Raw genomic sequence first — 17,322 nt, 5'->3', positions numbered from 1 at the left:
GCCCAACGAGGGGAGTCCGGGTGGCCGAGCGGAACTGGGTACCGGCGGGCATCGACACCAGCGTGCCGAGCCCGGCCCGGGTCTACGACTACTGGCTGGGCGGTGGCCACAACTTCGAGGCCGACCGGCAGCTGGCCGAGCAGATCCTCAAGATCATGCCGGACCTGCGCAGCGCCACCCAGCTGAACCGCTCGTTCCTGCGCCGCGCGGTGCTGCACATGGTGGACAACGGGGTCCGCCAGTTCCTGGACATCGGCTCGGGCATCCCGACCGTCGGCAACCTGCACGAGATCGTCCAGCGGGCCGACCCGAGCTGCCGGGTGGTCTACGTGGACCGGGACCCGGTGGCGGTGGCGCACAGCCAGATGTTGTTGCACGGCAACCCGAACGCCGAGGTCATCCAGACCGACCTGCGCGACGTCGAGGGCGTGCTGGACGCCCCGGAGACCAAGCGGCTGATCGACTTCAGCCAGCCGGTCGGCCTGACCATGTTGCTGCTGCTGCACTTCGTGCCGGACGAGTGGGACCCGGTCGGCCTGATCGCGCGGTACCGCGAGCGACTGGCCCCCGGCAGCTACTTCGCCGTCTCGCACGTCTCCGGCGACGCCAACGCCGCGGGCCTGGACGAGGCGGTGGAGGCGTACAAGCGCACCCAGAACGCGCCCATCATCCGCAGCCACGACGAGGTGCTCCGCTTCTTCGAGGGCTTCGAGCTGGTCGACCCGGGCCTGGTCGGCTGCGCGTTCTGGCGGCCCGACGGCGTCGGCGACGTCACGGACAAGCAGGAGATCAACAACCTCCCGTTCGCCGGAGTAGGCCGCAAACCCTGACCCGCCAACGACTCCCGGTCAACGAACCATCCGCTCCAGCACATCGAGCTGGGCCGGGTTGTACAGGTCCCGGATGGCCTGGACCATCACCCGAACCCCGAAACTCGCACCCAGCGGCGCCCCGGCGAACAGGTTCTGCACCTCAGGCGCACCAGCGATCATGTCCCGGCTGATCGGCCCCAGCCGTTCGGCCAACTCCCGCCGGGTCCGCTCATCGGCGTCGGGGGGCAGGTTGTTGAACTCGACCAGCACCGGATCAGAACTGTTGGCCCGCACCATCTCCGCGAAGGCCTGGAGCGCCGAGGGCGCGATCACCCGGCTCAGCACCACCGCGAAGTCCCGGTCAGCGGGAGTCACGTTGGTACCGGCCAAGATCTGACCAAGCTCGGGCTCCACGTCGGTCGGCGTGGCCTTGCACAGGATCAGCGCGAGTTCCGCGCGAATCCGTTGCAGGCGCTCGATGGTCTCGGCCAACTCCGAGTCCAGGGAGCGGAGGGCCTCCTCGGGGTGCTCGTCGGCGTCGCCCAACTCGGCGATCTGGGCCAGGGAGAGACCGAGGGTGGTTAGGCGTTTGATGCGGAGCACGCGGATGAGGTGGGCGGCGGTGTAGCTCTTGTAGCCATTGGCGCGGCGCTCGGGCTCGGGCAGCAGACCGACCTCGTGGTAGTGCCGGACGGCACGCAGGGTGGTGCCCGCCAGCTCAGCGAGTTGCCTGGTACTCCAGCCCACGGTGGTTGCTCACTCCCAGGATCAGGTTTGTCGACAAGAGACAGTTCAAACTATGCCGCTACGGCACAGTCAAGCGAACCGGGGCTCGCCGGGGGTGAAAACCCACAAAGCGGGCCTCTCGTCTTCTCCGTACGGCCTGGAGACTGCTGACCGCATCTCTCCACCCGGCCCCTGCAACCTGCCGCCGCCCGCCTCGCCCAACGTGACGGGGGCCGGGTGGGGAGGTGTGGTTTGCTGTCGGAAGGTCGTGCGGAGAAGACGAGAGGGTCGCGAGCATGCTGGAATCGGCCCCGGCAGCCCAGACCCCGCCCCGCAACCTGCTCATCTCCGGCTTTTGACTTGTCAAACCCCTCCGGTGGTCTGCCCGTCCGGCGAGGACATTCTTTTCGCTTTTGATCTTAGGTTTTCAGGCGAAGATCAAAGTCAAGAGCGTCCTCGCCGGACGGGCAGAGATCAAAGCATGGGGGGGAAAATCAAAGTCAAAGGCCAAGACGCAGGCGGGTCTTGAGGTTCCCCATGCCCGTCAACCCTCCGAAATCAAACCACATCCCAGCCCACGGCCGCCCTTGCGTTGCGTGGCCTTGGCGGCGGTTGCTGTGTGCGTCCGTGGGCTGGGATGCGGTGTGATCTCTCCAGGTTGACGGGCATGGGGAACCTCAAGACTTCGGGACAGTTTTGAAAAGCCAACCTGTCGCTAGTTCATGTGGCTGATCTCCGGCCAGAGGTCGTCCCAAGACCGCGTGACGTTCTCGCAGAGCCAGATCTTGCCGCCCTGTTCGCGGTTCTTGATGTTCAGGTCGTTGCGGATCTCGGCTTCGTAGCGGAGGTTGGTGCATGCCTTCTTGGCCCAGGCAGGCGGTTCTGGGCTCTTGGCCGGTTGGATCAGGATGGCGTTCCGTGCGGTTGCCGGGGGGCGTTCCCAGGCCGCGTAACCCCGGTATCCACTGTGGACCGTCGGGAGACCCCTGGTGCGGCCGTAGCGGTGCAGGGCAGCTGCTTCGCCGAAGTTCTCGGTGATGATGACGGTGGTGCCGCGTTGGGCTGGGGGCAGGGTGTCGTAGACCTTGGTGACGGTGTTGGTGAGTTCCGGCCAGCCGAACTGTTCGGCGGACAGGCCGTTCATCTGGATCACCGGGATGCGGTGGAGCTGGCTTTCCGGGACCAGGGGCAGCGCCAGGGGGAGGATGAACACCGCGGAGAGGACTCCGGCGGTGGTGGCCACTGTGGTTCTCGCGTTGCCCTTGGCTCGGGTCAGCCAGCCGTCCACGGCCAGACCGCCCGCCGCGAGCAGGGCTGGGTAGCCGCCGAACAGGTACAGGGGGGAGCCGCCTGCGGCGAGCAGGGCGATGGTGAGGATGAGGAAGGCCGCGCCCAGGAAGCGGAACTGGGGGGTGCGGAGCAGGCGGACCAGGCCGGCCAGCCAGAGGGGGGTGAGCAGGGGGCCGATGGCCAGGGCCTGCATGGCGAGGAAGAGGGCTGGGCCGCCTCGGTCGGTGTTGCCTTCGCTGAGGATCTTGGCCATTTCCAGTTGGGGCCAGCCGTTTTCGTACTGCCACAGCAGGTTGGGGAGCCAGATCAGGACCGCGATCGCGGCTCCGGCCCAGAGCCAGGGGGTGCGGAACAGGGTGCGGGGGCCGGTGAGGAGCAGGGCCAGCAGGAGGGAGGCGACCACCGCGCCGATGAGGTACTTGTTGTGCAGGGCCACGCCCAGGATCGCGCCCGCGGCCAGCAGCAGTTTGGGGTTGCCGCCGCGGATCACCTTGACCAGCAGCCAGATCACCGCGGCGGTGAAGGTGATGTCGAAGGTGGTGGTGTGCAGCATGTGGCCGGGGATCAGGACCATGCCGGAGAGCGCGGTGGCCAGGGCGGCCAGGGTCTGGGCGCGGTGGGTGCCGCCCAACTCCCTGGCGGTGAGGGTGACGAACAGGACGGTCAGGGCTGCGGCCAGCGCGGCGGGGAGGCGCAGGGCCATCATGGAGTCCGGGACCAGGAAGTCCATCAGGGCGGCGATCATCGGGGTGAAGCTGGGCTGGTCGGGGTAGCCCCAGGCCGGGTGCTGGCCCGCCACGATGAAGTACAGCTCATCGCGGTGGTAGCCGTAGCCGCCGCTGAAGGCGATCAGCGCCAGGGCGGTCACGGCGGGGATCGCCAGCGCCGCCCTGGACAGCGCCGGGCGCACCGAAGTCTCCTGCATCATGGCGGGAAGCCTGCCGTCACAAGGGTTTCCCGGCCATGGGTCTGCGTCCCTGGCGGGGGTGGTGCCAGGTCTACCGTTGCGGAGGGCTCAGCTTGTGCACGCCGCCGGTGCGCAGGAAGCGGTTCACCCACAGGGTCGCCGCGCCCAGCGCGATGGCGTCCGGGCCCAGTTCGCACAGGGCGATCTGGGTGCCTTCGAACGGGTGGCGCAGGGCGTAGGCGCGGGCGGTGTCCCTGATCAGCGGGAGGGTGTGCTCGGCGAGCAGCAGTCCGGCCCAGCCGCCGAGCAGGATGCGTTCCGGGTTGAACAGGTTGACCAGGTTGGCGATGCCCGCGCCCAGGTACCGCGCGCTCTCCTCGATCAGGGCCCGGGCTTGGGGTGCGGGGTCGGCGAGGGCGGCACGGAAGGCGGTGGCCTCGTCGGTCAGCGGGGTGGTGATGTGCATGGCGGCGCGGTGGCGGGCGACCACGGCCGCCGCGCCGGTGAAGGACTCCAGGCAGCCGCGGGAGCCGCAGCGGCAGGGTGGACCGTCCAGGGCGAGGGTGGTGTGGCCCCACTCCCCCGCGCTGCGCCGGGCGCCGCGGAAGGGGTTGCCCTCGGCGATCACGCCCGCGCCGACGCCGGAGCCGATCAGGGCGATCACCGCGTGCTTCGCGCCCCGGCCCGCGCCGAACCACATCTCGGCCTGGCCCATGGTGTTCGCGCCGTTGTCGATGTGCAGGGGCAGGTCGGTTCCCTTGCGCAGCAATGCTTCCAGCGGCACCTTGTGCCAGGCGGCGGTGTGTCCGTGCACCAGCAGCTCGCTGTCCTGCTGCACCACGCCCGGCACCCCGACGCCGACGCCGAGCACCCGGTCGGCGCACACCGTGTCCGCGGCCAGCACCTTCTCCAGGCCGGTCAGGATGTGGCCGATCACCAGGTCCCGGTCCTGGTTGTCCGGCTCGACCGGCAGGGTCTCCTCAGCCAGCACGGCCAGGGTCAGGTCGAATGCCTTGACCCGCACCCAGGTCTCGGCCACCTCCACGCCGATCACCGTGGCGTGCCCTGGGTTCACCCGCAGCAGCCCGCGCGGGCGGCCGCCGTCGGAGTCCACCGTGCCCGCCTCGACCAGCACCTGCTCATCCACCAGCTGGCCCGCCACGTTGCTCACCGATGCCTGGCTCAGACCGGTGCACGCGGCCAGCTCACGGCGGCTGAGCGGGCCGTCGAAGTACACCGCGCGCAGCACCGTGGCCCGGTTGCCGCGGCGCAGGTCGTGCACCGTCTGACTGTTCTCGCGCACCCGCGTCCCTTCGCCGTCTTGACCGATTATCAACCTCCGAGTTAAATCACACCTTGAAATAAGGTGTGTTGCCCACGTCATTCCGCCGCCCTCGCTCTGTGTGAGGTTCCGCATGCGCAGTGTTCCGATCTTCTCCGCGGCGGCGCTGGGACTGGTGCTGACCGCATCCGTGCTCGCCGTCCCGGCTCCCGAGGCGCAGGCCGCCGGGGAGACCGTCAACGTCACGCTGACCACCACCACCGCGGCCAACAAGGGCCGCACCGTGACCCGGGGGCTGCAACCGCAGGCACCGGTCCGGTTCACCGCGGGCACCGGCAGTGGTGGCACCACCATCACCGTCGACGAGGGCCGCACCTACCAGGAGTTCGAGGGCGCGGGCGCCTCGTTCACCGACACCGCGGCCTGGCTGATGAACTCCAGCGGCGCGCTCACCCCGGCCACCCGCGAAGCCACCATGCGCAAGCTGTTCCACCCCGCTGAGGGCATCGGGCTGTCCTTCATCCGCAACCCGATGGGCGCCTCTGACCTGGCCCGCTTCGACTACAACTTCGACAACACCTGCTGCGACGTCGGCGACTTCACTATCAACCACGACCTCGCGGACGTGCTTCCCCTTACCCGGCAGGCGAAACAGCTCAACCCGGCGCTGAAGGTGATGGCCTCGCCGTGGAGCTCGCCGGGCTGGATGAAGGACAACAACCACATGCACCAGGGGTGGTTGCAGTCCCAGTACTACACCGCCTACGGCCAGTACTTCGCCAAGTACGTGCAGGCCTACCAGTCCCGCGGCGTGCCGATCGACTACGTCTCGGTGCAGAACGAGCCGACCTGCTGCGCCGGGTACCCCTCGATGCAGTGGAACGCCAACGGGATCATCCACTTCACCAAGAACGCGCTCTGGCCTGCCTTCCGCGCGGCCGGGATCAGCACCAAGACCCTGGTGCTGGACTGGAACTGGGACAAGTGGGCGGAGTGGGGCGCGCCGCAGGTCAACGACCCGGCCATCCGCAACGACCCGCTCTTCGGCGGGGTGGCCTGGCACGGCTACGGCGGCGACGTGGCCACCCAGTCCCAGGTGCACAACCAGTACCCCGGCATCAGGCAGTACGGCACCGAGCACTCCGGCGGTGAGTGGATCAGCGACCAGCACCGCGAGGACATGGTCGCCGACATCATCGGCCCCACCCGCAACCACGCCCGCAGCGTGGTCAAGTGGAGCCTGGCCCTGGACCAGAACCAGGGCCCGCACAACGGCGGCTGCGGCACCTGCACCGGCCTGATCACCGTGCAGAACGGCGGCCCCCGGCACGGCCAGGTGGACTACACCATCGAGTACTACAACATGGGCCACCTGACCAAGTTCGTCCGCCCCGGCGCGGTGCGGGTGGACACCAGCAACACCGCCGCGGTGAGCAACGTGGCCTGGCGCAACCCGGACGGATCCAAGGCGCTGATCGCCTACAACACCAGCGGCGCCAACCAGGACCTGCGGGTCAACTGGGGCGGCCAGTCCTTCAGCTACGACCTGCCCGCGCGCACCACGGCCACCTTCACCTGGGCCGGTCCGCCCAGCGGCGGCCCCACCGGCGACCGGCTCACCGGCCTCGGCGGCAAGTGCCTGGACGTCACCGACAACAGCACCGCCAACGGCACGCCCGCCCAGCTCTGGGACTGCACCGGCGCGCCGAACCAGCAATGGACCACCGCGTGAGCACACACCGGTGAGGTGGTAGGCCCGGGTCCGCGCGGGGAACCCGGGCCTACTTGACCAGCCCGGCCAGCTTCGTCACCAGCGTGGCCGGGGCGGGCATGCCCGCCATCTCCTTGCGCACGGCCAGGGACGCCTCGGTCAGCGCCGGGTCGGTGAGCAGCCTGCGCAGCTCCGCGGTGCTGATGTCCTTGGCCGCCACCGCGGTGCCCGCGCCACGCTTGGCGACCAGGCGGGCGTTGTGGTCGCGGTCGCCCGCGCCGGGCACCACCAGCTGCGGGATGCCCGCGGCCAGCGCCGCGGCCACCGAACCCGCGCCGCCGTGGTGCACCAGCGCGGCGCAGTGCGCCAGCACGCTGGTCAGCGGGGCCCAGTCCAGGGTGCGCACGTTGGCGGGCAGGGACTCCCGGCGCAGCACCCGGCGGTCCGGGCGCAGCAGCACGATCTCGGCGTCCAGGCCCTCGGCGGCGTCCACCACCGCGCTCATCAGGCGGTTGCCGCCCGGACCGCCGACGGTGCTGCGGCTGACCGCGATCCGCGGCCGCTCGGACTCCGCGGCCAGCCAGGCGGGCAGCTCGCCCGCGCCGCTGTAGGGCTCGTAGCGCATCGGCCAGCCCGGCTGCTCGCCGACCAGGCTGGGCGGCGCGGTGACGATCCGCGCGGCGGGCCCCGGCAGGTGGTCGATCCCGTTGCGGCGCAACGGCTTGCTCAGCTTCTCCTTGGTCGCGGCGAGCAGTTCCAGGCCGTCGAAGAGCGAGTTCTCCACCAGCACCGCGGGCACCCCGGTCACCGCGGCGGCCAGCGCGCCCGCGATGGCCAGCGGCTCGTGCAGGATCAGGTCCGGCCGCCAGGAGCGGGCCAGCTCGACCGCGCCGTCCGCGATCTCCTCGTTCACGTGCCCGAACAGCAGGGCCGCGCCCCTGGTACCGGACTTGCCCGCGATCTCCGCCTTGGCGATCAGCGGGTGCCACAGCAGGGTCCGGCGCACGATCGGCTCGAACCGGAAGCCGGGCGCGATGTCGCGCACCGGCAGGTCGGACTGGTCGGCCACGGCCAGCGCCTCGCCGGCGGTGGCCAGCAGGACCTCGTGACCGGCCTCGCGGATCGCGCGGGCGAGGGGAACCAGCGGCAACAGGTGGCCCAGCAGCGGAGCCGCGGTGATCATGACGCGCACCCCGCCACGGTAGCGTGATCTCCAGAGAGGTTTGTCGATCAGCCGAACGACCTACTCTGGATGCATGGAGCGGCCGAACCCGGCCCGCTGGCTGGCCTACGCCTACGGCGCTCGCCTGCCGGAGCGGTACCACGAGTGGGTGCTGCACGACGTGACCGCGCCGACCTGGCTGCTGCGGCACGTGGCCCGCACCCTGGTCCAGGCCGCGCCGCTGGTCTTCCTGCTGTTCCTGGTCTTCGACCCGCTGCTCGGCTTCCCACCGGCCATCGTGCTGCCCGCGCTGGGCATCGGGCTGCTGGTGAGCCTGTACTACTCGGCCTCCTTCGCGCCGGAGAGCGCGGACTACCGGGCGGCCAGGCACGGCTGGCCGGAGGGCCACGCGACCCAGGTCAGAGCGGCCCGTCGGCGGGACAGCGGTTCGCGCTGACCAGGTCAATTGTTACAGCCTGTGACACTTGTCATACGGGCTACGCGGACGCCTGCCGATGACCGACCATCGAGCCGCACTTCTTGGGATCTGAACGATTTCCCGTGACTGGGGGAACCAACACCGTGACTCGCCATCGTGCGGGCAAGGCCGTCGGCCTGCTCGCCTTCACCACCGCCGCGGCGCTGCTGACCAGCCTGCCCGCGCACGGCCTCGCCGGCGGTACCGCCGCGGCGGAGGGCTCCTACGGCTTCGTCGCCAAGATCGACGTCGGCCCTGGCACCCGCAGTTGCAGCGGCGTGCTGATCGACCCGAACTGGGTGCTGACCGTGAAGTCCTGCTTCCCGGAGAACGCCCAGGGCGGCAAGCCGGCCCAGCCGACCAAGGTCACCGTGGGCCGCGCCGTGCTCTCCGGCAGCACCGGCCAGGTGGTGGACGCGGTCAACCTGGTGCACCGCGCCGACCGCAACCTGAGCCTGGTCCGGCTGGCCACCCCGGTCGCCGGCGTGGTGCCGGCCACCGTGGCCAAGACCGCGCCCGCCGCCGGGGACACCGTGCGCCTGGCCGGATACGGCCGCACCGCCACCGAGTGGACCCCCGACCGGCTGCACACCGGCCCGGCCAAGGTCGAGTCGGCCGCCGCGACCACGCTCAGCGTGCTCGGCGAGGGCTCGGTCTCGGTCTGCCGCGGCGACTCCGGCGGCCCCGCCTTCCGCGAGACCGGCAGCCGCGCCGAGGTCATCGGCCTGCACGCGGCCTCCTGGCAGGGCGGCTGCATGGGCGAGACCGAGACCAGGCGCACCGTCACCGAGTCCAGGGTGGACAACCTGGACGGCTGGCTGGAAGCCCAGCTCATCGGCCTGACCGCGACCCCGCTGGCGCAGCACGGCAACCAGCTCAGCTGGCTGAACCCGCCCTCGCTCAACGCCACCGCCTACCGCGTCTACGGCGCGCAGACCGCGGACGTGCCGCTGGTCCCGGCGAACCTGCTGGGCACGGTCAGCGACGGCAGGTACGCGCACACCGCGCTGCCGGCCAAGCAGACCTGGCACTACCGGGTGGTCCCGGTGACCGCCGCCGGTGACGGCCCGGTCTCCTCGGTCGCCTCGGCCACCGTGAAGACGCACACCATCAGCGACTTCAACGGCGACGGCCGCGACGACATCTCCGCGATCTACGACTACAGCAACGGCGACGCGGGCACGTTCAGCTTCGACGGCACGGTCGCCGGTCCCACCGAGCCGGTGTCCAAGCACCGCACCGGTCCGAACAACTGGACCGTCTCCAGCGCCAAGTACCTCAACGGCGACTTCAACGGCGACGGCTTCGCCGACTGGGGCGCCTTCTACAACTACGGCGGCGGCAACATCAAGTTCTGGGTCCGCTGGGGCTCGCCGACCGGGCTCAAGGACGGCGCCGCGCTGTGGGACTCCGCGGGCCAGTGGGACTGGAACCGGGCGCAGTTCGTGGCCGGGGACTTCAACGGCGACGGCCGCACCGACGTCACCGCCGCCTACGGCTACGAGAACGGCCGCACCGCGTTCTGGCTGTTCCGGGGCAACCCGACCGGGGTGGACGCGCCGGTGCAGACCTGGAACTCCGGCGACGGCAACTGGGAGCGCACCAGCAGCACCTTCGTCGCCGGTGACTTCAACGGCGACGGCCGCGACGACATGGCCGCGCTGTACAACTACGGCGGCTACGACGTCGCGCTGTTCATCGCCAACGGCACCGTGGACGGGCACACCGCCCCCGTGCAGCAGTGGCGGACCGGCCCCAACCAGTGGGACCCGGGTCGTTCCCGGCTGTTGGCGGGCGACTTCGACGGCGACGGGCGCACCGACATCGCGGGCCTGTACGGCTACCCCGACGACCGGCTCGCGCTGTACGTGGCCAAGAGCACCGCGAACGGCCTCGGGCGGTTCGCGATGACCTGGGAGACCAGGCCGGGCGACTGGCACCTGCCGTCCAGCGTGTGGGTGGCCGGTGACTTCAACGGCGACGGCCGCTCCGACCTCGGCGGCTTCTACCACTACGGCGGCGGCAACATCAAGCTGTTCAACTTCCGCGGCCAGCCCGGCGGCGGCACCGACCGCGGCGCGGACGGCTGGGACTCCCGCGGCGGCTGGTACTGGGAGCGGGCCCACTTCATCCAGTGAGGTAGCGGAACGGACAACGCCCGGATCGGCTCAGGCCGGTCCGGGCGTTTCGCTGTGCGGGGTCAGGCGAACAGGCTGGCACCGAAGGCGGTGAAGACCAGCGCGGCGAGCACCGCGAGCCAGGTGGCGGTCAGGATGCCGTGGTAGCCGACCACGGCCCGGCCGCCGCCGCGCCCGCCGAAGTGGCCGCGTTCCAGGTTGTGCAGCGTGGTGTAGACGAAGACCGGGATGGTCACCGCCCAGACGACCATGCAGTAGGGGCAGAGCACCCGGATGTCGTACAGGCTCTGCACCACCAGCCAGTGCACGAACACCACCGCCAGCGTCGCCCCCGCTTGCAGACCCAGCCAGAACCAGCGGCGGTAGGTCGCCCCGGCCAGCAGCCCGAACCCGATCGCGGTGACCACGCCGAACCCGCCGATGCCCAGCAGCGAGTTGGGGAAGCCGAACACCGCGGCCTGCGGCGACTGCATCACCGTGCCGCAGCTGAGCGCGGCGTTGAAGGTGCAGGTGGGGATGTAGTTCGAGTTGAGCATCAGCTCGAACTTCTCCACCGTCAGCACGAACGCGGCCACCAGCCCGACCAGCCCGCCGACCGAGAGCACCCAGGCCACGATCCGGTCCAGCCTGCGGTCCTCGACCCCGGCGTCACCCTCGGCAACGACCTGCCTGCTCGTCATAGCGCATCCGATCCACTGCGGTTCCGGCCTGTTCCACGGTAGGCGGTGCGCGGAGACCACGCACCGCCCCGTCCGATCCCAGCACCGCTGAGGTGACGCCGAGGTGAAGACCGGCCATTCAGTTATCAGTTCACCCCACCGGGGCCAGCCGCCCCACCACCGTGTTGGCCGTTGTGGACGCCGTCTTGGCCGTTGCGGGACGCTGTGTTGGCCGATCCGGGACGCTGTGTTGGCCGTTGCCGGACGGTGTGTTGGCCGACCCGGGCGGCGGGGCGGGGCCTCGCGGGTCCGGATCGGCCAAGACTCCGTACTACTTCGGCCAACACTGCGTACGAGATCGGCCAACACGCGGGGTTAGCACTCGGGGTCGCAGCAGGAGTTGCGGCGCATGGTGTGGGCGACTTCGAGCCAGTGGGCGTCGTCGGGGGCGGACTTGGTGAGCGCCTCGGCCTGGTTGGCGAAGGAGCCGACCAGGTCGGCGGCGGTGAACTGGATGCCGCCGCGCAGCACCGAGGTGGTGCGGACCAGGGAGCTGAAGTCGGTGAACGGGTCACCGTCCACAATGGTCACATCGGCGACCTTGCCGACCTCGAGGGTGCCCAGGTCCTCGGACTGCCCGAAGACCTCCGCCGGCAGCGAGGTCACCGTGCGCAGGGCCTGCGCCGGGGTGAACCCGTTGCGGTGCAGGGCCCGCAGCGCCAGGTGCAGGTGCAGGCCAACCGCGACCAGTGGCTGGTCGGTGCCCAGGGCGACCAGGCCGCCGCCGTCGAGGACCCGCTTGTACACGTCCACCTCGGTGGACAGCGTGTTCAGCTGGGCCTGGCTGGGCGGCACCTTGGCCGCGGCCCGCGCGGCGGCGGCGTCCCACGGCGGCATCAGGGTGCCGACCCTGGGGTCCTCGGCCAGCGCGGCGTCCGCGCCGATCAGCGGGGCCGCGGTGAACGGGGTGGCGATGAGGTGGAAGTTCGTCTTCGTGTAGATCTCGGTCAGGTCCTGGTAGACGCGGCCGGAAGCGCTGGTCGCGTGGCCCCACTCCAGGCGCTGGGTGGCCTGCAGGTGGGTGGTCAGGTCCTGGTTGAGCTGCACGCCAGGCGAGCACAGGTGGCCGCCGCTGCGCACGCCGAGCCGCTCGTGCGCGAACCTGGCCGCCTCGGCCATGATCCAGCCGGGCGCGCGGACGTAGGTCTTGACGAAGTCCCAGTCCAGCGCGGCGGCCCGGTCCAGCGAGCGGCGCAGGCCCTCGCGGGTGCTGTGCGCGCGGCCCATGCTGTAGGCGACCCTGGCGCCGTCGAGCAGCTCGCCGGTGGCGATCAGCCGCGGTCCGGCCAGCGCGCCCGCGTTGACCGCCTCCCTGATCCGGGCCTGCTCGTAGGCGAAGCCGCCGAAGGAGACCGCGGTGGTGATGCCGTAGGCCAGCTGCAACGCGGTCTGGCGGCCGCCGTAGGTGGACTGCCAGGGGTGGGTGTGCGCGTCCCACAGCCCGGGCAGCACGGTCTGCTTCGAGGCGTCGATCCGCTTACCGACCGGCCGGCCGGGACGGTGCGGCTCGACCGCGGCGATCCGGCCGCCGCGCAGCACCAGGTCCACGTCCTGGCGCACCTCGTCACCGGCGCCTGCCCAGAACCGGCCTGCGTGCACCACGGTGTCCTCGGGCCGGGGCCGCCGGTAGTCCAGCGGCGCGCGGACCGTCCGCGGCGCGCCCCCGCCGACCCCGATCAGCCGCAGGCGGCCGCCGGAGAGGTAGAGCACGGTGCGGCCGTCACCGGCGAAGGACGGGTGGTCGGCGGCCTCGTCGGCGAGCTTGCGCGGCGGGCCGGAGGGGGTGCCGTCCCGGCCGATCGGCACCAGGTGCAGCGCGGATTCGATGATCACCGCGAAGTGCCTGCCGTCCGGGGACCAGACCGGGCCGGAGTCGTAGCGGTCGGCGATCGAGGTGTTCGGCGCGACCGGGTGCAGCCGGGACTTGCCGGAACTGACCTCGATCACCCTGATCAGGTTGTAGCCCTCGCGGAAGCGGCCGTTGAGCCGGTTGCGGTCGCAGAAGGCGAGGAACTTCCCGTCCGGCGACCAGCTCGGCCGTCCCGGGATGCCACCGCCGCCGAGCGGGGCGGCCAGCACCTTCTCCGTACCCGCGGCCAGGTCGCGCAGCACCAGGTTGCCGGACATGTCCAGCGCGGCCAGCCACTTGCCGTCCGGGGACAGCGCGGGGTGCACCCGGCCGCCGGTGGCCAGCACGGTCTCCGCGCCGGTGGCCAGGTCGCGGCGGCGGGCGGTGTAGAGGCCGTCGCGGTCGTCGCTGTAGACGATGCCCTTGCCATCGGCGGTCCAGGTCGGCGCGAGCAGGAACCGGGTCGGCTCGGCGGTGACCACCTTGCGCGGGCTGCCGCCGGAGCTGGGCACGGTCCACAGCGAGTTGAGCGCGGCGAAGACGATCTGGCGACCGTCCGGGGACAGCGCGGGCAGGTGCGGCGAGCGCACGTCGCGCACCCCGCCGCCGGTGAGGTCGTAGCGCTTGCCGCGGTAGCGCGGCCGGTCCACCGGCAGCGTCGCGGTGAAGGCGATGGGCTCGGCGTTCGCGGGCGCGGTGGGGCGCAGCAGGGTGAACTTGCCGCTGACGGTGAGCAGCAGCTGGTCCGCAGCCACCCAGCGCGGCGGCACCGGCTCCACGTCGCCGTCCACCGGCACCGGCTGACCGGCCACCACCAGGGTGCAGCCCGCGGCGGGCGCCGGGGTGGTGCGCAGGTAGGCCAGGCGGCCGTCCGGGGACAGCGCGGGGGCCAGCACCTGGGCGCCGCTGGTGTCGGTGTGCGCGACGGTGACCGGGCCGCTGCCGTCGGCGCGGACCGCGGCCACAGTGCGGGAGTCCAGCGCGGTGCCGGTGAAGGAGCCGCGCACGAACAGGATCCGGCTGCCGTCGGCGGAGAAGGTCGGGTCGAAGTCCTCCCACGCCTTGTCCTGCAACGGACCGTCCTGGCCGGGCTTGCCGGTGATCCGGGTCAGCTCGCCGGTGCGCACGTCCAGCACCCAGATCCGGTACGGGCTGCCCTCGACGGTGTGCCCCTCCCGCTCGGAGGCGAAGACGATCTTCGTGCCGTCCGGGGACCAGGCCGGGCCGCGGTCGTCCCACGGGCCGTCGGTGAGCTGGCGCAGGCCGGAGCCGTCCGCGCGCAGCAGCCACAGGTGGAAACCGCCGCCGCGATAGGCGCAGACGACGAGCTGCTTGCCGTCCGGGCTGAACACCGGCCGGTTGGGTTCGAGGTCGGCCGGGGTGAGCGCCTTGGCTTTGCCGCCGCCGCGGGGAATGGCCCACAGCACGTTCTGCACCTCGGCGACCAGGCTGCCGTCGGCCGGGCTCAGGGTGGCCGCGCCGTTGGTCGCCGCGGTGAAGGAAAGCGCTGTCCGACCAGCCTCTTCGGCGGCGGGCGCGGCGAGTGCCCCCGGTGCGGAACCGAGGACTCCGGCGGTGCCCGCCGCGGCCGCGGTGAATGCGGCCGCCTGCAGGAACCGGCGTCGGGACAAAATCGAATCGTTGCTGTCCGAAATCTCCACGCGTCGAGGCTACTCAGCCGATCAGCCCCGACAAGTGCGTTTTCGTTCAGCGAATAGTGCATTTCCGGGGTTTGTCGGATTTATTCCCAATCCCAGTGAAAACTGTGCCAGCCCGGCCGGGGTTCGGGCACCAGCAGCTCGACCAGCCCGGTGCGGTCGACCGCCACCGTGCGGACGGTCTCCGGGCAGCTGGCCGGGTCGGGCTGCCAGGTGTGCCGCACCCGCACGGGCAGCGCGTCCGGGTGGAAGGTCAGCCTGGTGCCGAGGGAGTGCACGCCCGCGCGCAGGTGGCCGCGGTAGCGGTGCGCGGTGCGGTGGCAGCCGGTGAACAGCCAGCGCCACTCCAGCACCTGTGCCTCGCCCCGGCGCAACGGCTGGTCCAGCACCAGTTCCGCGTAGGTGGCGCGGTGGTCGCGGTGCTGGCGGCCCAGCTCGCCGCCCAGCAGCGCCTCGAACTCCGGCTGGTGCCGCTCGCCCGCCGGGCCGCGGTGCCCGGTGACGTAGCTGCCCACCCCGTCCGCCTTGGCCAGCACGAACCGGTGGTGCGCGACCTCCCGCCACTCCCGGTGCACGCCGACGGTGACGTCGACGTCCACGCTCACCATGCCGAGGCGGTCCGGATCCTCGGCGGCGAACGGGAACGGCGTGGCGTCCACTGTGGACGGTGGGGGGAACGAGATCACTGCGGCGGCTCCGATCACGAGCGGCCCACGTAGGCGGCGGGACCGTCGCAGTTTAGGTCGCCGCAGCGGCGGAAAAGGTTGCTTCGAACGGATTCACCCGTCCCACTCCCAGGCCAAACCGTATATACCGGGCTCAGCATCGAGCACGGCGTGGTGCGCGCTGCCGCTGGGACCTGGTGGCACGTCGGCGAGCAGGTCCCTGGTCCGGCCGCCGAGCCTGGTCCGGTAGCGGTGGCAGCGCACCGGCAGTTCTGCCGGGTCGAAGCGCACCCGCAGCAGCAGTTCGCGGACCTCGGCCCGGCAGCCGTACTGGAGGAAGCCGTCCCGCTGGCCGGGCGGGGGCAGCTGCACGGTCTCGATCGCGTAGGTCTCCCCGGCGCGCAGCACGTGGTCGAAGACGATCTCCACCGCGAACAGCCCCGAGTCAGGGTCGTGGGTCTGCCTGCCGATCCGGCAGTCGCTGACCGGCCGGTAGACAGGGCGGCCGCCGCCGGGCGGCACGGCCTGGAAGGCGAGGAACCGGTCCACCCCGTCCTCCAGCGCCACGAAGACCTGCCGGACCCGCTGCTCGACCTCGCAGCGGCTGGCGTCCACCAGGCACAGCCAGTCGTGCTTGAGCTGGCGCAGCTGCGCGTTGGCCCGCCCGGTGTCCAGGTCGGGCAGCCGGACCGGCGAGGTCAGCTCCAGGCTCTGCTCGACCAGCGGCCTGCCGTGCATCCGGTCCAGCCAGCGCCCGCGCGGCCGGCGCGGGCCGAGCAGGGCGACCAGCGAGTCGGCGGGCAGCCCGGCCAGCTCCTCCACCGCGCGCACCGCGTTGAGCGACTCCTCCCGTTCCGGCCGCCGGTTGCCGCGCTGCCAGTAGCTCAGGCTGGAGGTGCTCACCGGCAGGCCCAAGGCGTGCAGGCGGCGGCTGACGCCCTCGATGCCCAGTCCGCTGCGCCGGATGGCCAGCCGGAAGGCCAGGTGGAACGGTCCGGTGGACAGCGCCTGGTGCAGGGCGGCATCCGGCGGCGGCGTGCCCATCACACCCAGTCCCAGACCGCGCCGTGCCAGCCCGCGCCCGCGTCGGTGAGCAGGTAGTGCGTGCTGCCACGGGCCCCGATCCGCAGCTCGGCCACCCGCTCCTCCGGCACCGCCAGGCTGGGCCGCCAGGTGCGGTGGCAGCGCGGCGGGATCGCGTCGGGGTGGAAGAACAGCCGGTAGCCCATGGTGCGGGCGCCCGCGCTGAGCACGGTGCGGCTGACGTTGCTGGTGCCGACGCCCAGCGGGAACTCCCAGGTCCATTGCAGGTGCAGGGTCTCCCCGGCGGGCAGCGGCCGGTCGAAGCGCAGCTCGGCGCTGTTGACCTGCCGGTCCAGGTCGCGCAGCTGTTCGCCGGTGGTGGCGCCGATGACCTCGCCGAGCACCGGCAGCTCCTCACCGGGCTCGGCGGCGTAGCGGGTGACGTAGCGGTCGATGCCGTCGGCCAGCGACATCAGCAGGCGGCGGTTGACCATGCGCACCTGCTGGCGGTCCGGGCCCAGGTGCAGGTCGGCCTCCACGCTGACCGCGGCCAGCGCGTTGTTGGTCTCCGCGCGCAGCTCCGCGGTGGCCAGCTTCCACTCCAGCCGCTCCTCGAAGGAGCTGGACCGCATCGCCCACTCCTGCCCCAACGGGTGCGGCGCCTTGCCGAGCAGCCTGCGCAGCGACCCGTCGGGCAGGGCGAGGATGTCCTCCAGCGCCGCCACCGCGGCCAGTGACGTGCGACGTTCCGGCCGGGTGCGGCCGCGGCGCCAGTAGCTCAGGCTGGCCAGGCTGACCGTGATCTTCCGGTCCATCAGCCTGCGCTGGATGTTCTCCAGGCTCAGGCCGCTGTGCTCGATCGCCAGGTGCAGCGTCTCGTGGAAGGTGGCGGTCATGGTGCC

The 17,322-nt window shown here is 71.5% G+C and carries 13 protein-coding genes; 4 read left to right on the top strand and 9 right to left on the bottom strand.

Annotation, left to right across the window (positions count from 1 at the left end; translation table 11 throughout):
- The first annotated feature begins 20 nt into the window (after positions 1–20).
- On the top strand, positions 21–830 hold the full coding sequence (locus N8J89_RS11615; RefSeq protein WP_283664345.1) for an SAM-dependent methyltransferase: 810 nt from the start codon (positions 21–23) through the stop codon (positions 828–830).
- An 18-nt stretch (positions 831–848) separates the two neighbouring features.
- On the opposite strand, the gene N8J89_RS11610 is transcribed toward N8J89_RS11615, so the two are convergent.
- The 3 genes from N8J89_RS11610 to N8J89_RS11600 form a co-directional block, all read right to left on the bottom strand.
- Complete coding sequence (locus tag N8J89_RS11610) at positions 849–1,559, bottom strand: MerR family transcriptional regulator (RefSeq protein WP_283664344.1); 711 nt, start codon at positions 1,557–1,559, stop codon at positions 849–851.
- Between the two features lie 694 nt (positions 1,560–2,253).
- Positions 2,254–3,756 carry an ArnT family glycosyltransferase gene (locus tag N8J89_RS11605; RefSeq protein ID WP_283664343.1) on the bottom strand — a complete coding sequence of 501 codons (1,503 nt, stop codon included), beginning with the start codon at positions 3,754–3,756 and terminating at the stop codon, positions 2,254–2,256.
- Between the two features lie 70 nt (positions 3,757–3,826).
- Positions 3,827–5,038, bottom strand: coding sequence for an ROK family transcriptional regulator (locus N8J89_RS11600; RefSeq protein WP_283664342.1), 1,212 nt, complete (start codon positions 5,036–5,038; stop codon positions 3,827–3,829).
- Positions 5,039–5,150: 112 nt separating this feature from the next.
- Here N8J89_RS11600 and N8J89_RS11595 point away from each other — a divergent pair, with 112 nt between their 5' ends.
- Complete coding sequence (locus tag N8J89_RS11595; RefSeq protein ID WP_283664341.1) at positions 5,151–6,749, top strand: glycoside hydrolase family 30 beta sandwich domain-containing protein; 1,599 nt, start codon at positions 5,151–5,153, stop codon at positions 6,747–6,749.
- Between the two features lie 49 nt (positions 6,750–6,798).
- Here N8J89_RS11595 and N8J89_RS11590 read toward each other — a convergent pair whose 3' ends face one another.
- A complete protein-coding gene (locus tag N8J89_RS11590) occupies positions 6,799–7,911 on the bottom strand; it encodes a glycosyltransferase (protein WP_283666141.1) in 1,113 nt (370 codons plus the stop codon).
- Positions 7,912–7,984: 73 nt separating this feature from the next.
- Between N8J89_RS11590 and N8J89_RS11585 the strand changes: the two genes are divergently transcribed.
- Complete coding sequence (locus tag N8J89_RS11585) at positions 7,985–8,347, top strand: DUF5313 family protein (RefSeq protein ID WP_283664340.1); 363 nt, start codon at positions 7,985–7,987, stop codon at positions 8,345–8,347.
- Positions 8,348–8,472: 125 nt separating this feature from the next.
- A complete protein-coding gene (locus N8J89_RS11580) occupies positions 8,473–10,506 on the top strand; it encodes an FG-GAP-like repeat-containing protein (protein ID WP_283664339.1) in 2,034 nt (677 codons plus the stop codon).
- 62 nt (positions 10,507–10,568) lie between these two features.
- On the opposite strand, the gene N8J89_RS11575 is transcribed toward N8J89_RS11580, so the two are convergent.
- The 5 genes from N8J89_RS11575 to N8J89_RS11555 all read right to left on the bottom strand — a co-directional run bounded on the left by N8J89_RS11575 (position 10,569) and on the right by N8J89_RS11555 (position 17,316).
- The gene (locus tag N8J89_RS11575) at positions 10,569–11,186 is read right to left on the bottom strand and encodes a vitamin K epoxide reductase family protein (protein ID WP_283664338.1); all 618 of its coding nucleotides are present in this window, start codon (positions 11,184–11,186) and stop codon (positions 10,569–10,571) included.
- Positions 11,187–11,540: 354 nt separating this feature from the next.
- Entirely contained in the window at positions 11,541–14,735 is a 3,195-nt protein-coding gene (locus N8J89_RS11570; RefSeq protein WP_283664337.1) for an amidohydrolase family protein, read from the bottom strand.
- A gap of 80 nt (positions 14,736–14,815) precedes the next feature.
- On the bottom strand, positions 14,816–15,418 hold the full coding sequence (locus tag N8J89_RS11565; RefSeq protein ID WP_283664336.1) for a hypothetical protein: 603 nt from the start codon (positions 15,416–15,418) through the stop codon (positions 14,816–14,818).
- 93 nt (positions 15,419–15,511) lie between these two features.
- A complete protein-coding gene (locus N8J89_RS11560) occupies positions 15,512–16,441 on the bottom strand; it encodes a hypothetical protein (protein WP_283664335.1) in 930 nt (309 codons plus the stop codon).
- Positions 16,441–17,316 carry a hypothetical protein gene (locus N8J89_RS11555; protein ID WP_283664334.1) on the bottom strand — a complete coding sequence of 292 codons (876 nt, stop codon included), beginning with the start codon at positions 17,314–17,316 and terminating at the stop codon, positions 16,441–16,443. The genes N8J89_RS11560 and N8J89_RS11555 overlap by 1 nt, the downstream gene beginning before the upstream one ends.
- Positions 17,317–17,322 lie beyond the last annotated feature (6 nt).

The sequence above is a fragment of the Crossiella sp. CA-258035 genome (assembly GCF_030064675.1).
GTDB lineage: Bacteria > Actinomycetota > Actinomycetes > Mycobacteriales > Pseudonocardiaceae > Crossiella.
Note: the sequence above shows the minus strand (reverse complement) of the source record. Positions and strands in the feature narration are given on the sequence as shown.